This window comes from Fictibacillus solisalsi, assembly GCF_900103485.1.
Classification (GTDB): domain Bacteria; phylum Bacillota; class Bacilli; order Bacillales; family Fictibacillaceae; genus Fictibacillus_C; species Fictibacillus_C solisalsi.
In genome coordinates this window covers 178,118-200,673 of record NZ_FNHW01000003.1, presented here as the reverse complement: position 1 = coordinate 200,673, position 22,556 = coordinate 178,118, and the positions used below count along the sequence as shown (strand labels likewise).

At 42.5% G+C, this 22,556-nt stretch carries 24 protein-coding genes; 9 read left to right on the top strand and 15 right to left on the bottom strand.

Going from position 1 to position 22,556, the window contains the following annotated elements; translation table 11 throughout:
* Positions 1–104 precede the first annotated feature (104 nt).
* Together BLT53_RS25665 and bacA are read left to right on the top strand one after the other, a co-directional pair.
* The gene (locus tag BLT53_RS25665) at positions 105–1,016 is read left to right on the top strand and encodes a peptidoglycan-binding protein (RefSeq protein WP_090238010.1); all 912 of its coding nucleotides are present in this window, start codon (positions 105–107) and stop codon (positions 1,014–1,016) included.
* Between the two features lie 198 nt (positions 1,017–1,214).
* Positions 1,215–2,018: an undecaprenyl-diphosphate phosphatase gene (bacA, locus tag BLT53_RS20535; RefSeq protein WP_090238007.1), complete on the top strand. Its 804-nt coding sequence runs from the start codon at positions 1,215–1,217 to the stop codon at positions 2,016–2,018.
* 67 nt (positions 2,019–2,085) lie between these two features.
* Here bacA and BLT53_RS20530 read toward each other — a convergent pair whose 3' ends face one another.
* From BLT53_RS20530 to BLT53_RS20510, 5 genes are all read right to left on the bottom strand, one after another.
* Complete coding sequence (locus BLT53_RS20530) at positions 2,086–2,649, bottom strand: GNAT family N-acetyltransferase (RefSeq protein WP_090238004.1); 564 nt, start codon at positions 2,647–2,649, stop codon at positions 2,086–2,088.
* Positions 2,650–2,654: 5 nt separating this feature from the next.
* Complete coding sequence (locus BLT53_RS20525; RefSeq protein WP_061967445.1) at positions 2,655–3,071, bottom strand: CBS domain-containing protein; 417 nt, start codon at positions 3,069–3,071, stop codon at positions 2,655–2,657.
* 20 nt (positions 3,072–3,091) lie between these two features.
* Complete coding sequence (locus tag BLT53_RS20520) at positions 3,092–4,018, bottom strand: DNA-3-methyladenine glycosylase family protein (protein WP_090238002.1); 927 nt, start codon at positions 4,016–4,018, stop codon at positions 3,092–3,094.
* Positions 4,019–4,204: 186 nt separating this feature from the next.
* A complete protein-coding gene (gene ytzI / locus BLT53_RS20515; RefSeq protein WP_090238000.1) occupies positions 4,205–4,369 on the bottom strand; it encodes a YtzI protein in 165 nt (54 codons plus the stop codon).
* Between the two features lie 72 nt (positions 4,370–4,441).
* On the bottom strand, positions 4,442–4,993 hold the full coding sequence (locus BLT53_RS20510; RefSeq protein WP_090237997.1) for a DJ-1/PfpI family protein: 552 nt from the start codon (positions 4,991–4,993) through the stop codon (positions 4,442–4,444).
* Between the two features lie 324 nt (positions 4,994–5,317).
* Here BLT53_RS20510 and BLT53_RS20505 point away from each other — a divergent pair, with 324 nt between their 5' ends.
* The 3 genes from BLT53_RS20505 to BLT53_RS20495 all read left to right on the top strand — a co-directional run bounded on the left by BLT53_RS20505 (position 5,318) and on the right by BLT53_RS20495 (position 8,594).
* On the top strand, positions 5,318–6,637 hold the full coding sequence (locus BLT53_RS20505; protein ID WP_090237994.1) for an ABC transporter substrate-binding protein: 1,320 nt from the start codon (positions 5,318–5,320) through the stop codon (positions 6,635–6,637).
* 104 nt (positions 6,638–6,741) lie between these two features.
* Complete coding sequence (locus BLT53_RS20500) at positions 6,742–7,725, top strand: carbohydrate ABC transporter permease (protein ID WP_090237993.1); 984 nt, start codon at positions 6,742–6,744, stop codon at positions 7,723–7,725.
* A complete protein-coding gene (locus BLT53_RS20495) occupies positions 7,722–8,594 on the top strand; it encodes a carbohydrate ABC transporter permease (RefSeq protein ID WP_090237989.1) in 873 nt (290 codons plus the stop codon). Before BLT53_RS20500 ends, BLT53_RS20495 begins: the two co-directional genes overlap by 4 nt.
* A 69-nt stretch (positions 8,595–8,663) precedes the next feature.
* Here the strand turns inward: BLT53_RS20495 and BLT53_RS20490 are convergent, their stop codons facing one another.
* The 7 genes from BLT53_RS20490 to BLT53_RS20460 all read right to left on the bottom strand — a co-directional run bounded on the left by BLT53_RS20490 (position 8,664) and on the right by BLT53_RS20460 (position 15,615).
* On the bottom strand, positions 8,664–9,500 hold the full coding sequence (locus BLT53_RS20490) for a carbohydrate ABC transporter permease (protein ID WP_090237986.1): 837 nt from the start codon (positions 9,498–9,500) through the stop codon (positions 8,664–8,666).
* Between the two features lie 11 nt (positions 9,501–9,511).
* Entirely contained in the window at positions 9,512–10,444 is a 933-nt protein-coding gene (locus BLT53_RS20485) for a carbohydrate ABC transporter permease (RefSeq protein ID WP_090237983.1), read from the bottom strand.
* A 62-nt stretch (positions 10,445–10,506) separates the two neighbouring features.
* Entirely contained in the window at positions 10,507–11,790 is a 1,284-nt protein-coding gene (locus tag BLT53_RS20480; protein ID WP_090237980.1) for an ABC transporter substrate-binding protein, read from the bottom strand.
* A 17-nt stretch (positions 11,791–11,807) separates the two neighbouring features.
* The gene (locus tag BLT53_RS20475) at positions 11,808–14,066 is read right to left on the bottom strand and encodes a glycoside hydrolase family 2 protein (protein ID WP_090237978.1); all 2,259 of its coding nucleotides are present in this window, start codon (positions 14,064–14,066) and stop codon (positions 11,808–11,810) included.
* Positions 14,067–14,281: 215 nt separating this feature from the next.
* On the bottom strand, positions 14,282–14,503 hold the full coding sequence (locus BLT53_RS20470) for a hypothetical protein (protein ID WP_090237975.1): 222 nt from the start codon (positions 14,501–14,503) through the stop codon (positions 14,282–14,284).
* An 81-nt stretch (positions 14,504–14,584) separates the two neighbouring features.
* On the bottom strand, positions 14,585–14,803 hold the full coding sequence (locus BLT53_RS20465) for a hypothetical protein (protein WP_090237972.1): 219 nt from the start codon (positions 14,801–14,803) through the stop codon (positions 14,585–14,587).
* Positions 14,804–14,946: 143 nt separating this feature from the next.
* Positions 14,947–15,615 carry a C40 family peptidase gene (locus BLT53_RS20460; protein WP_090237969.1) on the bottom strand — a complete coding sequence of 223 codons (669 nt, stop codon included), beginning with the start codon at positions 15,613–15,615 and terminating at the stop codon, positions 14,947–14,949.
* A gap of 578 nt (positions 15,616–16,193) precedes the next feature.
* On the opposite strand from BLT53_RS20460, the gene BLT53_RS20455 reads away from it, so the two are divergent.
* Positions 16,194–16,856: a phosphatase PAP2 family protein gene (locus tag BLT53_RS20455; protein WP_090237966.1), complete on the top strand. Its 663-nt coding sequence runs from the start codon at positions 16,194–16,196 to the stop codon at positions 16,854–16,856.
* 41 nt (positions 16,857–16,897) lie between these two features.
* On the opposite strand, the gene BLT53_RS20450 is transcribed toward BLT53_RS20455, so the two are convergent.
* The 3 genes from BLT53_RS20450 to BLT53_RS20440 form a co-directional block, all read right to left on the bottom strand.
* Positions 16,898–17,407, bottom strand: a complete 510-nt coding sequence (locus tag BLT53_RS20450; RefSeq protein ID WP_170834452.1) for a TraR/DksA C4-type zinc finger protein — start codon at positions 17,405–17,407, stop codon at positions 16,898–16,900.
* Positions 17,408–17,494: 87 nt separating this feature from the next.
* Positions 17,495–18,430: a formate/nitrite transporter family protein gene (locus tag BLT53_RS20445; RefSeq protein ID WP_090237961.1), complete on the bottom strand. Its 936-nt coding sequence runs from the start codon at positions 18,428–18,430 to the stop codon at positions 17,495–17,497.
* Between the two features lie 791 nt (positions 18,431–19,221).
* A complete protein-coding gene (locus BLT53_RS20440) occupies positions 19,222–19,614 on the bottom strand; it encodes a hypothetical protein (RefSeq protein ID WP_139168444.1) in 393 nt (130 codons plus the stop codon).
* A 205-nt stretch (positions 19,615–19,819) separates the two neighbouring features.
* On the opposite strand from BLT53_RS20440, the gene BLT53_RS20435 reads away from it, so the two are divergent.
* The 3 genes from BLT53_RS20435 to BLT53_RS20425 are packed head-to-tail and all read left to right on the top strand — an operon-like array spanning position 19,820 to position 22,513.
* On the top strand, positions 19,820–20,632 hold the full coding sequence (locus BLT53_RS20435) for an SGNH/GDSL hydrolase family protein (RefSeq protein ID WP_090237956.1): 813 nt from the start codon (positions 19,820–19,822) through the stop codon (positions 20,630–20,632).
* Entirely contained in the window at positions 20,629–21,540 is a 912-nt protein-coding gene (locus BLT53_RS20430; RefSeq protein ID WP_090237950.1) for an ABC transporter ATP-binding protein, read from the top strand. Before BLT53_RS20435 ends, BLT53_RS20430 begins: the two co-directional genes overlap by 4 nt.
* On the top strand, positions 21,533–22,513 hold the full coding sequence (locus BLT53_RS20425) for an ABC transporter permease (protein WP_090237947.1): 981 nt from the start codon (positions 21,533–21,535) through the stop codon (positions 22,511–22,513). Before BLT53_RS20430 ends, BLT53_RS20425 begins: the two co-directional genes overlap by 8 nt.
* Positions 22,514–22,556: the final 43 nt, after the last annotated feature.

The window sequence follows — 22,556 nt, the reverse complement described above, 5'->3', positions numbered from 1 at the left end:
CTCTAACCTGCCTGTCATACTCTACCTGTACAATGGCAATTGTGGCTATCAAGGAAATCATATCCTTTTTAACTAAACTTTTCGTACTTTAGGAGGTACTACATATGTTAAAAAAAGTAATTGCAACAGGAGCGATCACTGGAGTAATAATGGGTTCTCCAATAGTAGGGGAAGCCGCGTTAGGGGACCATACATTAAAACAAGGCATGTGGGATAAAGACGTACACCAATTGCAGCAATCACTAAAAGATAAAGGGTATTTCCATTACACCAAAACAACAGGTTACTATGGAGATATCACAACGGCTTCCGTGAAGGATTTTCAAAAGAAAAACGGACTTAAAGTAGATGGGATTACAGGAAAACAAACAGCAGAAGCCCTGCTTCAATCTTCTTTAAATAAATCCAATCTTTTGCAACAGGGCAGCAAAGGCTATGCTGTTTCCGGATTGCAAAGCGAATTAAAGGACCAAGGTTTCTACAACTATACGGTTGATGGAATTTATGGGCCTGTTACCGTAAGAGCGGTTAAAGCTTTCCAGACTGCTAAAGGAATCGGTATTGACGGAATCACCGGACCTCAAACCATTAAGGCCCTTTACAGCGATAATGGCGTTCGTGTAAAAACAGAGGTTCAATCTGCTGCTCCGGCACAGAAAACTGCAACTGCTTCTGCTCCAAAAGCTGAAGCACAAGAAACAAAAGCACCCGCACAGAAAAAGCAGGGTAAAACCATTTCTGTGGAATCAACAGCTTACACAGCAAGCTGCAACGGCTGCAGCGGTGTAACGGCGAATGGGACAAACCTAAAATCTAACCCTAATGCAAAAGTCATTGCCGTTGACCCTGATGTTATTCCTTTAAATTCCAAAGTGTATGTTGAAGGATATGGCTATGCAACAGCAGCTGACACTGGCGGAGCGATCAATGGCAACCGAATCGACGTATTCTATCCTTCCAAGGATACTGCCAACCAATGGGGAAGAAAAACAGTTAAAGTTACTGTTCTTGATTAATCAGAAAAAAGCTTTGGTTAAGAGAGGCGGCCGCGTGCCGTCTCTTTTTTTGATGCTCCATCGAACAGTTTAACGGGAGCCGGAACCGCTAGCCGCTTTTTAAGCTTACGTTGTCACATAATCTTTATATGTTTTTTAGCGGTTTTCTTTTATAATAGGTAAGAGTTTGATTAAATTACGAACAGGCTGGTGAATGTATTGTTTCTTTGGATTGCCATTATTATGGGTCTGGTTGAGGGACTGACAGAGTTTCTTCCGGTTTCTTCTACTGGACATTTAATTATCGCAGGGCACTTTTTAGGATTTACAGGAGATAAAGCAAAAACGTTTGAAATTGTGATACAGCTTGGTTCCATCCTGGCTGTTGTAGTCCTATACTGGAAAAGGCTGTGGAGCCTTCTCGGTGTGGGCAAAATCGAATCTGAGGATGGGCAAAAGGGCCATTTGAATCTGATTCATATCTTTTGCGGTATGCTGCCCGCGGTTGTGATCGGACTTCTCGTTCACGATGCCGTAAAAAAGTATTTGTTCTCAACAAGTACGGTTGTATTCAGCTTGATTGTCGGCGGACTGCTGATGATTTATGCTGAAAAGAAAAAAAAGAAGATCACGGCAGCCACTCTTGACCAAATTACGTACAAGCAAGCCTTTATCATCGGTTTGTTTCAGTGTCTTGCATTGTGGCCGGGCTTCTCACGTTCCGGTGCTACCATTTCCGGTGGTGTTTTGATGGGCTTAAGCCATCGAACAGCGGCTGATTTTACGTTTATTCTTGCGGTGCCGATCATGATTGCAGCCAGTGGACTTGACCTCTATAAAAGCTGGGATTATTTAAGCGCAAGCGACCTGCCGTTTTTTGTTACAGGATTTGTTACTGCCTTTATCGTAGCAGTTGTTGCTATCCTTTTCTTTATTCGTTTGATCGCTAAAGTAAAGCTGACACCATTTGCCTATTACCGTTTTATCCTTGCTGCAGTTTTGGCTGCAATGATCTGGCTTTAAAATCTGAATCATCAAAAAAAGATGGCATTTTCCCGCCATCTTTTTTTGATATCAAATAATAATAGGCTCACCATTTTGTATCCTTCTTCAGTAAGCTGAACATCACCAAATCCTGAAATTCCCCCTCCACAAACTGATAATCCCTTAGTTGTCCTTCCGCCTGAAAGCCTAATTTTACTGCCAGTTTGGCAGAACGGAAATTATCAGGATGAATGAGCGCGCCAATGCGGTTAAGCTCCATTCTCTGAAAACCATAAGGCAATATGACACTTAATACCTCCGACATGACACCCTTTCGCCATTCACTTCTCCGTATTTCATATCCAACTTCCGCGCGCCATTTCTTTTTTGCCCAATTGTGAAAACCGCAGGTTCCAATTACTCTTCCACTTGTTATTTCCGCGATTCCCCAGCGAATGGTTGCCCCAGTACTGAACCCGTTCTGAAAATCCCTGATGAGTGAAGCCGTCTGTTCGATGGATTCAAATGGAGCTACTCCCCAATACTTTACAACCTCGGAATCGGAATATACTTCATGCAGATCCAGGGCATCGCTTTCTTCAATTTTTCTCAGATGATACCGCTGGGTGAAAAGTTCGGGAAATGAAGGAATGATTGAGACTGTTTCCATATTCGCTAACTTCCTTTTATTGCAAAAAGCTGATTTGAGCAATATTCAATAATGTCGCTTCGGCGGACGATGCCGATGAATACATCATTATCATCCACCACCGGAACAAAATTTTGGGTTGCTATCAAACTCAGGAGATCTTCCATTTGAGCGTTAATGTAAACCGATTTAATCAACCGCTCTTTTTTTATACCCGATATGGAAAACCGATGGCTTGTTTCAAAGTTCAGTCCGGGTGTATTTTTGATCGTCCACAAAAGATCCCCTTCAGTGACAGTTTCAGAATATCTTCCTTTATCGTCAAGCACCGGGACTGCCGTGTATCGATGGTGTTCGAGTTTTTCCAGCGCCTGACGGACGGTTGAATTTGTTTTCAAAAAGGCAACCTGTTCTTTCGGCAAAAGAAAAAAAGCAATATTCACGATACCTTCCTCCTAGCTATCTAAATCTGCAAATCTTTTACAACAGGCTCAGCCGCAAGGCTTTCCCACAGATAATAGGTAATATACGTACTCCACGGGTGCCAGTCCTCCGCGAGTCTTCTGACATCTTCTTCTGTTGGCTGGTAATCCAGCCCCCATGCATTACGAACTCCGTTTCTTAAACCAATATCGGCAGCCGGGAGCACATTCGCCCTCCCCATGGCAAAGATGAGAAGGCATTCAATGGTCCAACGTCCAACTCCCCTGATCGGCAGTAGCATTTCCATTACCTCTTCATCGCTCATCCCCCAGAGGGCATCAACATCTAGTTTTCCGTCTGCAATCATCCTGGCAAAATCAATAATGTATTCTGCTTTTCGTTGGCTGAACTGTAGTTCTCTCAGCTCCTGATAATCAAGAGCTGCCATCTTCTCCACTGACGGAAAAATGGAGAAAGGTTCACCATTCACTTCCAGATGCTCACCCGCAAGATCAATGAGACGGTCGATCAGCACACCGGCAAACGTGAGATTTACCTGTTGTCCAACGATGATTTTTACCATTGATTCGAACAAGTCCGGATCGGTCACCAGGCGTAAGCCGTAAAATGACGTGATAAGAGGCGCAATCTGCCTGTGTCCCGAAAATTGGGAATAAAATTGTTTAAGATCAATGTCAGTTGAAAACATGCGTGTGACAATAACATTCAGTTCTTCCTTTTCCTCCTGGTTCAGATCATCCGGCTGATCAATCAAAAGTTCTGCCTCATCCACGCTGCCGCTGGCCTTAACATTAAGTAATACCGGCCGGTCCCCGACATGAACCATGCGTTTGTACGACTGGCTCTCCAAATCAGCATTGACAATGTTATTTTTCCCATGACTCTTCACCCTTCGGAGCATTTTAGAGAAATCAAAGGGTGAAGCAGGTTTAATTACTTTTAACATAATTTCTCCTTTATCCTTCTTTTTTGTAAAAAAAAACACACCGTGTATGCGCTCTCATATTTATTATCTCTTCTTGCCCGCAAACTTTCCAGTACCAATTTCAATTCCTTCTACTCATCGTGAAAAATATTCCAACAAAAAAGCACTGCTGAATCCTTCAGCAGTGCTCTTTTTGCGGCAGACCGATCAGGCGTCTCCCGAGTTTTCTCTTTTTTTAAGATGGGGATTATCGTCCAGGCTGTCCACTGTGTGTTTATACGCATATCCTTTTGAAATAGCCAAAACAAATACTACAAGAACAAACAAAATAATAATAACGGAAATCAAAATTGAAATAAGAAGAGTTGACACAATGTACAGCTCCTTTATTTGATAATCCTTATTTTAGCATGGGCAGTTCCGGAATCCCATGGACATTTCGTTCTACAATGTGCCTTTATACAGATTATAATCGTCAATACTGGAAAAGCACCCCAGCCGGTCCCCGATCAGCAGCCCAAAATCAATATATGCATTGTTCTTTGCCGTTATTATATTTTTGTCTTCAACTACCTGCCGGTTCACGGCACGCCCTGTCAGCCACTCCTTCACTTTTCTGTTTTCCTCCTCCAAATGAGGGGCTGAATAGCTTTTATTTTCCAGTATCCCTGCTTTTCCGGCAATTAACACGCCTGAGCCAATAGCAGCAATACGGACTCCATCTCTGTCGAAGCCCTTTATCAGCCTAATAAGACGAGGATCTGACTGGCTTGCTGCCTGTCTTCCACCAGGGAGCAGCAGCAAGTCGTATTCCAAAGGATTAATGTTTTTCACTTTAATGGTCGGATGCACAAGCAGCCCACATTCACTTGTAATTCCACCGTGGGGTAATGAAAAACTTAAAATTTCGTAATGTCGGCTGAGGGCGGACAGCGCCACCATAATTTCTACTTCCCGGAATTGGGGATAGAGATAAACCAGCACTCTCTTTTTCATGTGTCCACATCCATTTCTGGTACAAATGGCATACCATTTTTTGTCGAACCTTGTATTAATCTCATTGTATCAGTACAAAAGAGGGGTGTGTATTGGGAAAATTGATGATTAAGTTGTGAAAATAACTCAGTATTTAATCGTCTATTTTCCCAAATTCTCCATTATCCCCTATAAAAACAAGTAAAACAACATACTTTTTATCAATAAATCAGACTTTTTCAAAAAAAATGTTGAAAATTGGTTTCGATCCAAAAGTATCTGGGTAATTAAGAAGGTCGGCTTTTTGTGAATAGAAGCTGTTACTTATTTACTAGGAGGTACTACATGAAAAGGGTTTCAGTCTTATTTATCTCTATTTTGATTTTGCTGGGCATGCTTGCCGGCTGCTCGGGGAGTGCGGGGGGGCCGCAAGAAGAAAGCTCCGGCGACAGTTCTGCTCAAAAAGGGAAAATCACGTTGAATTTTTGGACATTCTGGGGGTCCGAAACAAGACGTCCTGTTATTGAAAAAATCATTAATGATTTTAATCAATCACAGGATGATATATATGTAAAACACACATTCCTGCCATTTGGTGATATCTGGACAAAGAACCTGGCGGCTATTTCTGCCGGTAATCCTCCCGATGTCATCATTAACGACATTAATTCCGTACAGCATCGCGCAAAAAACAATCAATCTACCAATTTATCTGAATATATAAAAGATGACTCTTTTAAAGACAATTTTTATCCACGACTGTGGGATACCGTCCTGTATAAAAATGAACCGTACGCCGTGCCATTCAACACCGATACACGACTTCTTTTTTATAATAAAAAGGCATTTAAAGAAGCCGGACTTGATCCAAATAAACCTCCGAAGACATGGGACGAGCTTGAAGCGTATGCCAAAAAGCTCGATAAAAAAAGCGGTGACCGGTATGAGAGAATCGGCTTTTATCCGTTATGGGGATCATTTGGGCCTCCAAGCTGGCTCATGAATGCCGACAACGGAAAAGGATTCCTGTCTAAAGACAACGAGGTACAAATCAACACACCTGAAAAATTGGAAGGACTAAAGTGGCTTAAAAGCTGGAATGACCGGATTGGTGCGGAAAATGTAAATGCCTTCAAAGCCGAATTCGGGAGCGAACAATCCAATCCTTTCATTGCCGGAAAAGTCGGTATGTGGGTGGACGTTGCCACCTTCTATACACAGATCAGGGATTTTGGAAAAGACATGGATTTCGGGGTGGCACCAATGCCTGCGAAAACCTCAGATGCCAGGCATTGGAGCGACGGTGGCGGATTTGTTGCTGAAATTCCGAAGGGAGCCAAACATCCCAAAGAATCCTTTGAATTCATCAAATATTTGACAGGAGAACAAGCACAAACCTACTGGGCATCCAAAAATTTTGACAATGTGGCAAACAAGAAAGCTTCTGAAGATGCACTTTCAAAATTAAGCGGCAACGACAAAATGGTTTATAAGGAGGCCGTTGATAATTTACAAGTAACGACAATGAATCCGGTTCCGGCAGATGCTCCTGATTATCAGAACAAAATCAATCCGTTAATCGATGCCGTTCTTTTAGGAAAAGAAAAACCGGAAAATGCGCTGAAAAAAGCACAGTCAAAGGTAGAACAATCACTAAAGAAATAAGCAATAGCGGCCTGTCGCCACAAAGACAGGCCGTTTATGCACACCAAACGCGGATTCGCAGCCAAACAGCTGGCAAAAAATTAAATGAAGGGCGGGATGCTGTGATGGAAACAGCGTATGAATCTACAAAAAAAAGAAAACAGGCTGCCCAAAAGGACATTGCAGAACCTGTAAAAAAGTACAGGATAAAATCCTTAAGAAAACGTGAGGAATTATCAGGATTTTTATTTATTTCGCCATGGCTGATCGGGTTTGTGGCATTAACTTTGGGTCCGCTTCTTTTTTCTTTGTATGTCAGTTTTACCAATTACAATATCACATCGAAAATGGATTTTGTGGGAACACAAAATTATCATAATATGTTTTTTAATGATGGATTGTTCTGGACCTCTCTCTGGAACACCTTATATTTCGTAGCCTTTTCCGTACCATTGACAACGGCCGGTGCTATCCTTTTGGCAGTGCTTCTTAATCAAAAAATCCCCGGAATCAAAGTGTTCCGGACCATTTATTATCTCCCTGCCGTTCTATCGGGAGTCGCTGTTTATTTACTATGGATGCAGCTTCTCAGCCCATCGACAGGTTTAGTCAACACCGCACTGAGCTGGTTCGGCATCAGAGGTCCGGCCTGGCTGTTTGACCCCGAATGGACAAAACCAGCATTAATTGTCATGAAGATGTGGAGCGTTGGCGGCGGAATGCTCTTGTACCTTGCCAGCCTCCAAGGAGTTTCAAAAGCCATGTACGAAGCAGCAGATATTGATGGAGCGAGTGCTTTTCGAAAGTTTTTCCATATTACGCTTCCCATGATCACACCTGTCATCTTTTTTGATATTGTAACAAGCCTGATTGGAGGATTCCAAATCTTTCAGGAAGCGTACGTAATGACTGAAAATGGGGATGGAGGTCCTGTAAATTCCCTCCTGTTCTATAATTTGCATATGTGGAACAAAGCATTTGAAGTCTTTGACATGGGATATGCATCAGCGATGGCATGGTTCCTGTTCGTAATCGTCTTAGGTTTAACAGTCATCAACCTGAAATTCGGAAAACATTGGGTTCATTATGGCGGAGGGGATGAAAAATGAATACGAGGCAGAACACACCAAAGTTCTATGAAACCATGTCCTTTAGAAGAAAAATGAAGAAATCTGTTGTTCTCTTGCTTCTGCTTCTTGGCAGTATCGTTATCCTGTCACCCGTTTGGTGGATGATCTCTACGTCTTTGAAAACTCCGGGAGAGATTGCCCAATATCCGCCCTCATTTATGCCGGATTCCTTTCAGTGGAGCAATTATGTGAAAGCCTGGCAAACGGCACCCTTCACCCGGTGGGCCCTCAATACCATTTTTATTACCGTATGTGTAGTGATTGGAAACGTCGTAGTGAACTCTTTTGTAGCTTACGGTTTTGCTAAAATCCGGTTCAGAGGAAAGAATCTTCTGTTTACACTTGTTCTATCCACCATGCTGATTCCGGGGTTTGTTATGATGATTCCCCAATATATTCTTTTTTCAAAGCTGCACTGGATCAATACGTATTTACCATTGATTGTTCCCGCATTTTTCGGAAATGCATTTTTCATTTTTCTGCTGCGCCAGTTTTTCAAGACCATTCCTGATGAGATGATTGAAGCAGCTAAAATTGACGGCGCCAACCATTTTCAGATCTGGTGGAAGCTTGCGATGCCGCTCATGAAGCCCGCGGTCATTACCGTGGCCATTCTTTCTTTTAATGGCGCATGGAATGATTTTCTGGGACCATTGCTATACATTAATGATGAGAAACTCTATACACTTCAAATCGGACTGCAGACCTTCAAGGGTACGGTGCAGACCCAATGGCATTATTTGATGTCAGCATCGGTACTTGTCCTGCTACCTGTGATTCTCATCTTCTTCTTTTTTCAACGGTACTTTATTGAAGGCTCCAACATCACCTCAGGAACCAAAGGATAAAAAAAACGGGTATACCGCCATCTGGTATACCCGTTCTTTATGAGTTGAATGTTTCATAGCCATTCAGAATTAATTTTTCATACCGGCAGAAGCAATTCCCTGCACATAATACTTTTGGAAGAATACAAAAATGATCAACAGCGGTATGGTAGCCATCGTGAGGGCTGCCATAACATGTCCATACTTTACAGGCGGCTGGTGGAAAAAGAATTGCATCCCCACCTGCAGTGGTCTGACACTGTCGTCCGTAGTGGCAATCAAAGGCCACATAAAGTCTCCCCAGTGGGTAATGAATGTCAGCAGAGCCACCGTGATAAATACGGGTTTCGATAATGGAATAACAATCTGGAAAAAGATTCTCAGAGTCGACGCTCCGTCCATCCTTGCCGATTCCTCCAGCTCCTTCGGCAGGTTCAGGAAAAATTGCCGGAACATAAAAATATTAAATGCATTCGCAATGAACGGAATAATAAGCGCCTGATACGTATTGAGCCAGTCAAATTCATCAATGATCAAATAAAGCGGCAGCAAGATACTCTCAAACGGAATAATGATTAAAGCCACCACTACGGAAAACAAGAGATCCCTTCCCTTAAACTGCATACGGGCAAACGCATAGGCGGCCAGTGAGTTCACAAACAATCCGAGAAGAACGATCACGGATACATACAGCGTGCTTGTCAGCAAATAACGGATAAAGGGAATCCGTTCAAATACCCCCGTGTAGTTGTCCAATGAGAAGGTATAAGGAACAAAGGCCTTAAAGGATTTTAAATCCGCAAAAATTTCCGGTTCAGTTTTAAATGATGAAACTACCATCCAAACAAGAGGAAATAAAAAGAGAATGGCCAGCAAAACGAGAATAACATACAATCCGATTTGTGCGATGATTCGATTCTTTTTCATACATTCTCCTCCTATTCAGTATTTTCTTTAATGAACCTTCGCTGCAAAATGGAAATAATCAATACAATCAAAAAGAATAAAATGGCAATAGCGGAGGAATAACCAACATCCCGGAATTTAAAACCGGTCTCGTACACCATGTAAACAAGGGTTTTGGTGGAATCGAGCGGTCCTCCCTGTGTCATCACAAACGGTTGGATAAACAGTTTCGTTGCAGCGATCATCGTAACGATAGCAATAAATACAAGAATGTTGCGGATTCCCGGAATGGTAATATGAATTAGTTTTTGCCAGGCATTAGCTCCGTCAATCGATGCCGCCTCATAAAGATGATCTGGAATCTCTTGGAGTCCGGCAAGAAAAATCATCATTTGATAGCCCGCGCCCTGCCAGATGCTCATAAATATAATAGAGTACATCGCCTGGTCTTTATCCGTCAGAAATTGAAACGGCCCCAGACCCACAATATTTAAAATGGAATTCGCCAATCCATTGTCCGGATTGTAAATAAAGGTCCAGAGGATGGACACAATGACCATTGAGGTCACAACCGGTGCAAAAAAGGCCATCCTGAAAAATTTTATGCCCATTAATTTTTGATTGACTAAAAGTGCCAAGGCCAATGCAACGAGAGTTTGGACGGGAACAACAATAACGACAAAGAGAGCTGTATTACCCAGCGATTTCAGAAAAAGACTATCTTCTGCAAGGCGTTTGTAATTTTCCATTCCCACAAATTTGGTATTTTCGGGGGTTAGAAGATAATAGTTTGTAAAACTGAAATATAACGCCAAAACAGCCGGAAGGATCAAAAATACAAAGAGCAGGATTATAGCGGGACCTACAAAGCCATAGCTGGTATACAAATTTTTTCTTTTTCTTTGCTTCGGGCTCACGGTCGGCAACGCATTATTTACGTTTGTTTTTTGGGTAACAGGTTCCATCCTTTTCTCCTTTCCGCGTAAAAATATATGAAAAGGAGTGATATGATCACTCCTTTCTCTTGTTACTTTTTAAAGCGCTCCAACTCCCGGTCGGTATCTTTTGCCGCTTTATCAAGTTCCTGTTTGACATCCTGCCCGAGCGCAGCTGCTTGGAATGCTTCTGCAAACTTGGCACTCAATACCGGATAGGCCGGAGTGGCCGGACGGGCTTTTGCTGTATTCAATACTTGATCTTTAATTACCTTTTTCGGAAGTTTGTCATACTCTTTAATTTCCTTAAATGCGGATTCTCTCGCCGGGGGCATTCCGGTAATCTTTGAGATTTCAATGACGGAATCCTTATTGCTCATCCATTTTACAACTTCTGCCGCTTCCTTTGGATGCTGAGATTGGCTGGAAACACCAAATGCCCAAGAGCCTGAAGGCGACACTTTCTTCTTGCTGTAAGGGAAATAGGTCATCTCCCAATCCAGATTTTTATAGTCTTCAAAACCAGGAATCAACCATACTCCGCCGATCATCATAGCAGCTTTTCCTTCTTCAAAATCTGCAGGTCCGTTGGAAACACTTACAACCTTTGATTTAAATAAACCTTTCACATAATTCAACGCTTCTACGGATTCCGGCCCGTTTAAATAGCCCTCTGCTTTCGTTCTGTCGTTGTTTAGCAAGAGCCCGTCATTTGACCATACGAATACAGAACCCATGTACGTGAGCCACTCACCGACCCCAAGATCCATGTGCATGGTAAGTCCGCGCACGTCACCTTTTGTCAGCTTTTTGGAGGCTTCCATGAACTGGTCCCACGTCCATGCTTTGTCGAGTGTTTCAGGAGCCTGAATACCCGCTTCTTTTAATAGTTTTTTGTTATAAAAGACTACAATAGAGGATTCCATCGCTCCAAGTGCATAAAGCTTGCCGTCATATGTACCTTGCTGGATGATGGATTTGGCAAAATCCTGTTTGTCACTCTTCTCTACATAATCATCGATTGGTGAAAGAATACCGGTAGCTGCATAGTTTCCGACAAAGGGACCATCCATATCGAGAACATCCGGCAGTCCATTGGAGGTGGCAGCTGCATTGATTTTATCTTCATACGCATGACCTGTACCGCTTGGGATGATATCAAGCTTTACATTAATTTTACCTTTATGTTCTTTGTTAAACTCGTCAATCCTTTTTTTATAAAAGTCGACTTCCTTGGGCTGGCCCTGGTGCGCCCACATCTTAAGCTTCACCTCCCCGCCTTTCTCCGATCCGGACGCTCCCTGCTTGTCGTTGGAACAGCCAGCCATCGAAAATGCAAATATAAGGCAAAACAACAGTAATACTCCCTTTTTCATAGAATTGCCTCCTCATTTTATAATCGTATGGGTGATTTAAATGGATCCTGCACCTCATCTTCAGATGGAAGCGACCGGATCACTTTGTCATTTTCCATAATTAAAGCACCGTTCATATCCTTTAATTGGCCTGTTACGGTAACCGTCTCCCCTTTCGCAACTGGAAGGGTTAACGATTCAAACGACTGGACGGAATCTTTCTCAATCAATGGGACGGAAAATTTTTGCTGATCCACCAGCGTTCCATCTTCCAGGAACACTTTGTAGGTCACTTCATAATTTTCAAAAGCTACATTATAATCATTAATGATCCATGGAATGACCGTGGCTGTGCGCCCAAGTTCACCTTCAGTAATATCTCCGTTGAACGACAGATGGAGCGGTTCAAAAGCCTTTGCCATGGCAAAGTACGCTTTCTTCGGCTGGCGGTAATAGTCAATAATGGACCAGTCAATGGAAGGTCCGGTATTGACAAAGTGAAACTGAAGCAGTCCGCCAACCTGATTGTATTTCTTCCTTCTTAATGCCTCCGTATGTTCCTTGTAAAACTGCACCTGGTAATCCTGGGTAATGTTGATAAGATCCTGAAGCGACTGGGTCATCACAGATCCCATCATGGTCTGGTAAATGTTCGTCTGGAATCCCCATGTGCGGTAGATCTCCCAGTTAACCGGCCATAGAGATTCCTGATTCATAAACTTCTTTAGGGAATCTTCATTCGGAATGGACTGTGTGCCGTATTCTGTTACAAACATCGGATTATAGAATTCTGCGTCCTCAATTTTCCCCCAGTACCATCCGACCCAGTGAACACTTAAATGTGTACCGATGTAATTTGTAAAATCATCAAGTGTCTCAAAATAGTGTGGAAGTTCTTCTTCAGAGACAAGGACTGAATTTTTTATCACAGGGCGCAGGCTGTCGAGTTCTTTAACCACGCGCAGCAGCATATTATCCAGCTTATTGTAATCATGATAGCGGGATTCACTGTGGCATGACCAAAGAATGATGGACGGGTGGTTATACAGCATCCGTATAAAACGCCGGGCGACATCCTCTGCTCTTTTTATAAAAAGGCCTGTCGATTCATAGCCCCATTGAAACGGAAGGTCCTGAAACACCATAATCCCCTTTTCATTGCACAGTTGATAAAACTCTTCCTGTTCCGCATGGGCAAACAAACGGGTGGTGTTCATGTTGGCGTCCAGCATCATCTGGACGTCGAGCTGGTAGGACTCCTTGGTCATTAGGGAAAGGAACTGATCGGACAAATAATTGTTGCCTCTGATAAAAACTCTCGTACCGTTGAGATAAAAGATCCAGTTTTCATCCATCTTAATTTCTTTAATTCCAAATATTTGAATCTTTTTATCCACCAATACCCCATTTGCCCAAACCTCAATCACAGCTTTATAAAGATGGGGAAAGCCAAGTTCCCATGTCCACCACAATTTTGGCTGGGACAATTGGTCGGTCATGGAATAACTGCTTGTTCCCGGCCTCTGGAAATAACTCTGCCGTTTCCATCTGTATATTTTCCCCCTGAAATTATGCGGCAAAAAGGATACCTCCACATCAATCTTTGCTTCCTTGCTGTTGTTGTTGTTTAATTCAACGTCCAAGTAGATGGTGGCTTTCTTATAGTCATCCTTTAAGTAGGGGGTAATCTGGATATGCTCAATATGTACCTTTCCTCGTTCCTCCAGATAGACATCCTTCCAAATACCGCCCGGGTTGATGAGTGGATTCGGATAGTGGGCATTCACAGAAGAAGGGACCTCTGGACAATCGGTAAGCCCTTCCTGGTTTACCGGAAGGCAGTCCCAATGATAAAGCCCCCCTTTTGCGATCTTTTTCCTTTCCGGTCTCGTATCCAATTCAGAGGTAACTTTGACGATCAGAATGTTTTCTTCGCCATTATGCAGAAAATCGGAAACATTGAATTCAAATGCATCAAAGTCTCCTTCATGCGTTCCCAAATACACACCGTTCAGCCAAACTTCCGAGTAATAATCTACCGCGTCAAAACAAATATAAAACATCTTATCCGATTTTTGGGGCGGTGCACGGAATGTCACCTTATACCACATCACTCCCTGAAAATCTTCATAACCCGCTTTCTGCCAATGGGCAGGAACAAGAATATCTGTCCATGTTAACTCCTCAGCATGGTAAACCGGCTTATTTCGAATGTTTCCTTCCAATTGGTCATCTTCATCCTGCACACATTTCCAAATTCCATTTAAACTCAGTTTTTCTCTGCACTCTCTGCTCATTTTTATCACCTGACTTTTCGGGTATAAGTGTATGTTTTCTATTTTATGGGCCAGAGCCAAAGAACTTCACACTATTCTGAACCTTTCCCTTGTAAGCCTCTGTGTAAACACCTTTTGTTGCCATTATCCTCCATTTATCAAAAAAGAGGCACCGCTTCACCCATGATGCAACTGGCTCTAAAATGGACATGAAGCGGGACCCGTGCAATTCCATCTTATTTGGTTCCTTTTCCTTTGGTCAGATGGCAAGGGACGCCATGGCCCACTGCTCCCGGATGGTTCATTTTATCGATATATGCCAGCCCTCTCGCACACTGTGTCTTGCATGAAATACAGGTCGAGCTTGTAACCATTTTTACTGTATGTGCATACTTGTTGACCGCCTGATCATATTTGGATGTCTTTTTTGCCGTTTTCTTCGCTGGTTTTTTCGCCATTGTTCTTCCTCCTTGCCTCACATCTTTCATATGATATGAAACGGGTAAAGAGGATGACACTGGGCAAAAACAAAAAACCACTTACAGAAATAAGTGGTTTTCATCATTTAATTCAAACTTTAGCGCGTTCTGATTCGCAAGTGATAGTATATAGTCGCTGTCTCGTCTGTCATAGGAAGCCAAAAAGTCCCTTAGCGGCATGTGATATTTGTTCCAGACAATATCCATCAGCCAGTTCTGGCTCACCTCGAAATATTCTCCGTCAAATCGATCGATTTTGACAGTTCCACCCAAATACATGCCTAACACTCCTTTCACAGGAAGGTAAACTGCATTAAGGTCCTACAATATGTCTTAAATTATACTATAGTATTCAGAAAAGTAAAACAATATAACGAAGAATAAATAAAAAAACAGACATATTGAATATGCCTGTTTTCCTGTTATATTTTCTTTGCTCCAAGATATTTAGGAGCCCAGTATGGATTTTTCATTGAAGCAATACTTACACCCTTAGAAGATGAGCTGTGAATGAACTCATTGTTGCCAATGTAAATCCCTGCATGAGATGCACCGCTCTTATACGTATGGAAAAATACCACATCGCCTGCTTTTGGCTTGCTTACACGGGTACCTTTCAAATAAATACCTGAAACCGTGCGTGGCAAGTCTACTCTCTTGGCTTTTTCAAACACATAGTTGATGTAGCCGCTGCAGTCAAAACCTTTTGGTGTCGTTCCGCCCCAACGGTATGGAACCCCTCTATAGCGCTTAGCTACTGTTACTACACTTGCAGAGCTGCTTGAAGAACTTTTCTTTACGACTTTCTTTACGCCCAGTGCTTTAAATGTGCTTGTGCCAGCAATGCCATCCGCCTTTAAACGTTTTGCTTTTTGAAACTTTTTAACTGCTGATTTCGTATATGTACCATAGTAAGTCGTTGTCTTTTTATATGTAAAGTATCCCTTTTTCTTTAGGACGGTCTGTAATTGTTGTACATCTTTACTGGTCATACCTTGTTTTAAAGTGTGATCGCCAAGAGCTGCTTTACCTACGATCGGATTAAAAGCCATCATTCCTACTAGTGCCGCTGCTGCTACCAATTTTTTCAAAGTATGTATCCCCCTAAAATCTGTATTACCAGTGTTGGTATTTTCTTCTTGCTAACTTACTTAGATTTTACCAACAAAATATGACATCCGTGTTTTAGGAAGATTACAGTAATATTACAAAAAGAGATAATTCCCGCTTTTTCGTGACATTAAACCTAAAGATTTCCACAAATTTTGTCAATAGTAGTTAAAATATGGAGAGGAATTTCCGCCATTTGCTCTACCCAACTTTAATTGCAGGTCTTTTCACCCACCCAAAAATGTAATAATTGAAGATTTCAACATCATATATTGGAACATTTAGTGAATTTAGCATTCATTTCTACAATACACTTCCTTTTAAGGGGTTTAAGGGGGTGCTATTGGCATATTTTTACGCTATGATGAACATGAACCTGCATAATCTTATGCTTCGTATTCCGTTTTTTGGAATGGCCATTTCTCTACTGGAAAACCGGTACTGCCCCAAAATATGGTATAATGTGGTATTCACTTGTGGACGGCTTATAGTGTTCATTCGGGTAAAATAGGGTAATACATAGTAAGTACTTTTTATCACGGCTAAAGGAGTAGTGACTTTGAGTAAATTAAAAATGCATTTCTTTCCTTTGTGCTTAATGCTCTCTATTCCGCTTTTGCACTCTTTTTATGAGTTGCTGAATAATGGAGACCGTGGAGCCAGGAGCCTTATCACATCGTTTGACCAGCAGATCCCTTTTATTGAAGCATTTATTATTCCCTATGTCTTTTGGTATATTTTCATTTTTGGCATGCTATTTTACTTTTTTGTTTATGACCGGTCTCTCTACTATAAGACTTTGTTGAGCCTTACCACCGGAATGGTCATCTGTTATGTTATTTACTTCTTTTTTCAGACCACTGTTCCAAGGCCTCCCTTGGACGGAAACAGTCTCTTTACATCCATGATCCGTTATATTTATTCGGCAGATGAACCGTACAATTGTTTTCCAAGCATTCATGTGCTGAGCAGCTACCTCATGGTAATTGCTTCCCGCCATTGTAAAACGAAGACTCCCGTTTTTGTTGCTGCGGTGGCATTGATCGGATATCTGATCATTTTGTCCACCCTTTTTGTTAAACAGCACGTTATTCTCGATGCATTTGCCGGCATCCTGCTCGGAAACATTTTGTTTAATTCAATCTTTTACTTTAAACCCATTCTGGAATATGCCAGCAGCAAGAAGTACGCCAAAAACAAAAAAGCAGCAGAACCCCGTTAGAGGGACTGCTGCTTTTTTATTTGGAAAAAATAAGGAGCGGCTCACGCGTCCTCTCCTTTGTTTGATGCATTTCCATGTGTATCCATAATTTCGTCTACCGTTCTCATTCGGCTGTCTTCAAAATTTTTTTCTCCCTGGCGAACAAATGACGGTTCTTGAATTTCATACTCGCCACTCGTTTTCCCTTCCCTGTCCGCTACTTCCTGGGCCTCCACTGTACGTTTGGCATAAGGAAGAGCTTTTAATCTCTCGAAAGGTATTTCCTCTCCCGTGTCAACGCATTTCCCGTAGGTACCCTCTTCGATACGTTGGAGCGCTTCGTTAATGTCTTCAAGAATTTCCTCCTGATTTTCATCAAGCGCCATTGCCATTTCGCGGTCATATAACTCACTCCCCATATCACCAAAGTGGCTGTCAACTGAGCTAATTTCCCCTGTAGACTCCTGCAGGCTTTCCTCGTTCTCCCTTAATTCCTGCTGCTGCTCAAGCTGTTTCTTCATACTCAGCAATGATTGTTCGAGTTCGTTGATTTGCTGTTTTGTTAAGCTCATGATGGGCCTCCTCATACTTGTTAGTGATTGTTATTTACCCTGTTTTTCTGAAATTAACACGCACTTAGCCTGTAACAGGCATAATCTTTATTCCTTATGACTGCCGGGTTTCATTTCCCCATGTTGATCCTTGTGTTCGATTTCATCAATCGCCTCTTCTTCTTCCTTCAGTACTCCCTCATCAATTTCTTCCTTATACGCGTAGGACAGCAGCAGAGACACGAGAATCCCGCCGCCGATTAAATTCCCAATGGTCGCGGGGAATAAATTTAAAAGGATAAACTTGTACCAGCTGATATCAAATCCTTCAAGAACAGATATGCTGAAATACCCCATATTTGCAACGGCATGCTGAAAGTTGCCGGCTTCAAAAATAATGACAGGCAGCATGATACCAAGTATTTTCCCTACAACATCCCTTGCCGCCGTAGCAAGAACCGCTGCCGCTCCAATCAGCCAGTTGGCGAGGATGCCTGAGAAAAGCACCTGAAACCAACCCCATGTTCCACGATGCGTAAATTCCATTTTCTTTTCCATGAAGGTGAGCAGGTGATCGTAAAATTCCCCGTGCAGCGATCCTGAAAAATTGAGCAGGAATCCGACAAATAACGCGCCAAGGAAGTTTCCTATGTAACAGATCAGCCAGAAATAGAGCAGTTTTTTACTGATCCAGTATTTGCTTTGCATGATATAGCTTGGAAGGAGTATGTTTACTTCGGTAAAAAGAATAGAGCCGGATAAGAAAACCATGGCATAGCCGATGGTAAAGCCGATACCTGCAAGCAGATTCATGACCCCCTGGCTGTCCACATCCATTGTGAGCAGTACTGAACCGAGTGCTCCAAATGCGATGAACGCCCCCGCCAGAACCGAAAGAATGAATTGGGCCATATAGGTCGTTTGCAGGGACTCTTTTCCTTTTTTTATAAAACTTTCTACAATTTGAGCAGGGAAATAATATTGCCGCTCCGGTTTCTCGTGCTTGGTTGTTTCTGAAGCTTTGTTTTCAGCACCTTTGCTCATCCATACCCCTCCATTTCCATGCTAAGATTCCCTGCGGCTTCAAGCCTCAAACAAAAGTGAAATAAAATTGTTCATAACGTTCCCTGAAAACCCGTGTGTTATAACGTTTATACAAATATAAAAATAAGGCGCTGTTTATGTGAATGAACATAAACGTGCGCCTCATTTAATGTACTTGCTATTCACTTATTGATTTTCCTTTCTTTACTTAAAACACATGCCTTGCATTACTTGCAGACTTGCATCTTTCAGTTTATTTTCCTTCTTTGGATTCCCACATGCCCACATGATGCGAAAATAGTTTTCACGGACTATTTTCCTTTGCGCCATGATTCTAGCATGTTTCGCTTGCCGATGTCATTGGAACCACGTCCTCTGAGTTAATGCGTACCCGTCACTGGTTTCCCACATGTCCACGTATCGCAAAACCAGTTTTCACGGGCTGGTTTTATGGTGGATACGATCCTGACATGCTTCGCTAACATTTTTCATTGGAATCACGCCTTTAACAGATTATGTGTTCTTAAATAGACTACTCTGAAGACCCACATGCATAAGCTGGATACAGCTTCTTCAGCATGCTTCGCTTTCATTCTTCATTGGAATCTACTCCCTTCTTTTGTTACGTTTATAATACTTTATTCTGAACATAATTAAAATATTCAGAATAATCTATTTTATCTAATATTAACGGTTTTTGCTTGCTTCATCTTCAATACATGAGTTTTTTTACAAAATTGCTTCTTTTTTCTGCAAATCTCAACAAAAACTAAACAAAATCTTAAAAAGCACTATCTTTTATTAGTAACCGACATCTTTACAGGGAACAGACGAGTGAAAGGAATGCCTCCATATCGATAAACAATCACGATGCGCTTAGCCGGAAAGTCATGCAGAATACGTACTTTCTTTTTTCCTCCTGCAGAAATCTTCTGCCCGCGGGCCGGAGCCCAAGAAGTATTCATCTTCATAGAGGCCTCGGGAGGAACTTCATTATTATTAATATAAAAAGCTTCTATTTTTATAGGAAAGCGGCCGGTATTTTCTGCGTACAGCCATGTTTGTACCGCGGATGTTCTTTCAGTTTGTATCTCAAGCGGCGGCATCAGGCTGCTATACATATAGGCTGCACAACCGCCAATTATAACCAATACGGCCACCATGCTTCTCATTTTTTTCATCATATTTATGGTCACCTTGTTGCCCCTCCACCGTTTTCTATATTGTCTCTTTCTTTACCAGTGAATATCAATAAAAAAATCCCAAAATTCCTAATGTGACAGATTTGCAAAGATTTGAAATAAATGAAGGAAATCCTATGCAAAATAGTAAGAGATTTTTCCAATGTCTGCTATGCTTTTACTAATCAGGGTATGAAAGGATGGTCTTGTGAGAAAAAAAGGTCTATCTCTCGTCACAGCTCTTTCCATTTTATCCGCATTGGTCTGGCTGGCGGGTCTTGCCTGGGTCCTTCAGGATCAATTTTTTGCGGATAATATAAACCGGCAGGCAGAAACGCTAAAACCGGATACCGCACAACAACAGAAGGAAGATTCATCAGGGAAAACCCTTCAAATTGCGGCCATTGGCGATTCATTGACAAGAGGAACAGGAGATCCTGATGGCAAGGGATACATTGGTTACCTCAAGGAAGATTTAGCAAAGAAAACAAAAAAGCGAATCGAGTTGACCAATTCTGCCATAAAGGGACAGACCTCTGTCCAGCTTCTTAAGCAAATCCAGCAGCCACAGATTAAGCGGCAAATAAAAAATGCAGATGTAATTCTGCTGACCATTGGCGGCAATGATTTATTCCGTGGAGGACAAGCGCTCGAAGAACTGGAATCGAAAACTATCAATAAAACAGAAGACGTTTATCTTTCAAACTTAAAAGCCATTTATAAAAAAATCCGCATGCTGAATAAAAACGGTATTATCTATCATGTTGGGCTTTATAATCCCTTCAGTGACATGCAGGATTCGAAAACGACCTCCAGCATCGTCAGAAAGTGGAATTATGATTCGGCCAACGCCGCAGCTGCTCAGCCAAATATCATTTATGTACCGACTTTTGACCTTTTTGAACTGAATGTAAATGATTATTTGTACAGTGATCATTTTCACCCCAACAAACAAGGATATCAATTAATCGGAGAGCGCACAGCTTCCCTCATCCATTTTCGCGAGGAGGACCAGAAATGAGCCAATCACCTGCTCTATCCGTAAATAACCTGCGAAAGACGATCGGCAAAAAAGATATCATTAAAGGCATCTCCTTTGACTTGTACCCTGGAGAGGTTTTTGGATTTTTGGGTCCGAACGGGGCCGGGAAAACGACAACCATCCGTATGATCGTGGGATTGATTAAGCCGTCTTCCGGCACTGTCTTAATCGGAGGAAAAAACGTTCAGACCCATTTTGGCGACGCGATGAAGGATTTGGGCTGCATCGTGGAAAATCCGGAACTTTATTCCTATTTAACCGGCTGGGAAAACCTTGAACATTTTGCCCGTATGGATCCCTCCATTCCGCAGAAAAGGCTTCATGAAGTCGTTGAACTTGTGGATATGGGAAACCGGATTCATGACAGAGTCGGAACCTATTCGCTGGGCATGAGGCAAAGGCTGGGGATTGCCCAGGCCTTGCTTGGAGACCCCAAATTGCTGATTCTTGATGAACCAACCAACGGATTGGACCCTGCTGGCATACGTGAGATGAGAGAGTTCATCCGCTTCCTCGCTGAAAAAGAAAAATTATGTGTCATGGTTTCTTCCCATCTGCTTAGTGAAATTCAGCTGATGTGCGACCGTGTGGCGATTATTTCAAAAGGAAGCATCATCCGTGTGGACTCGGTACATGCCTTGCTGGCAGAACAAGAACGGGTGGTATGGAAAGCTGAACCCCTGGAAAAAGCAGAATCCCTGCTCAGGGAAGTCACGAATGTCACACGATCGGAAGGACATCTTATTACCTTATATGATGAAAATCAAATCGGGAATTGGAATCGGATGCTCGTTACTGCAGGAGTGGAAGTGAAAGAGATGCGAACAAAGCTGCCTGCCCTCGAAGATCTTTTCCTGGAACTGACAGGAGGCGAGCATATTGAATAAACTTGTCCATAACGAGTTGCTGAAGCTTTTCAGAAAGAAGCGTTTGTTCGTTATCATCCTCATCATCGCTGCTCTTGTCCCTCTCTTTACGTACGCACAGTATCAGGAAGTAAAAACAACACGGGAAAAGCTGGGGAACGTGGATTGGAGAACACAGCTTCAGCAGGAAATTGTGGATACACAAAACCGGCTGAGCTCTAGCAGGATGCAGGATGATTGGAGAAAATATCTGAAGATCCGTTTGGCACAGCAGCAGTATTATTTGGATCACAATATTAATCCGCAAGCTCCCGGTGCCCCCACATTCATGAGGGTGTTTGTTGAAAACTCCATTGATTTGCTGCTGCCGCTTCTGGTCATGGTAGTAGCTGCCGACCTCGTTTCATCGGAAGCAAGTGGCGGAACCATCAAGCTTCTGCTTACCCGGCCAGTCAAGCGATGGCGTATATTATTGAGCAAATATTTAGCATTGATCTTGTCCGTCTCCTTTATTGTGACGGCATCCGCGGTGTTATCATATGCTATATCCGGCGTGGTGTTCGGTTATGGGGGATGGGGCATGCCGCTGCTCACCGGTTTTAGCACAAGCGGAGAGGAATTAGTTACGAACACCGTTCACCTCATACCCCAATGGCAGTATATCCTTATGGAATTTGGTTTAGTTTGGTTTGTGTGCCTTGTAGTCGGAACTTTAACCTTCATGCTTTCGGTTCTGCTAAGAAGCACAGCTGCTGTCATGGGAATCATGCTGGCTGCACTTATTGCCGGAGCGATTCTTTCCAACATGGTTTCTTCATGGGAAAGTGCGAAATATTTGTTTATGGTTAATCTCAGCCTCACAGACTACATCAGCGGAATGGCCACACCAATAGAAGGGATGTCCCTCGGCTTTTCACTGATTGTCCTTTTGGTATGGGCAATCGGAGGCCTCGTTGTTTCCTTTGCCGTATTTACCAAAAAAGATGTGTACTAAATGAATCAACAAAAAGCTGAAGCAGAACAGCATCTGCTTCAGC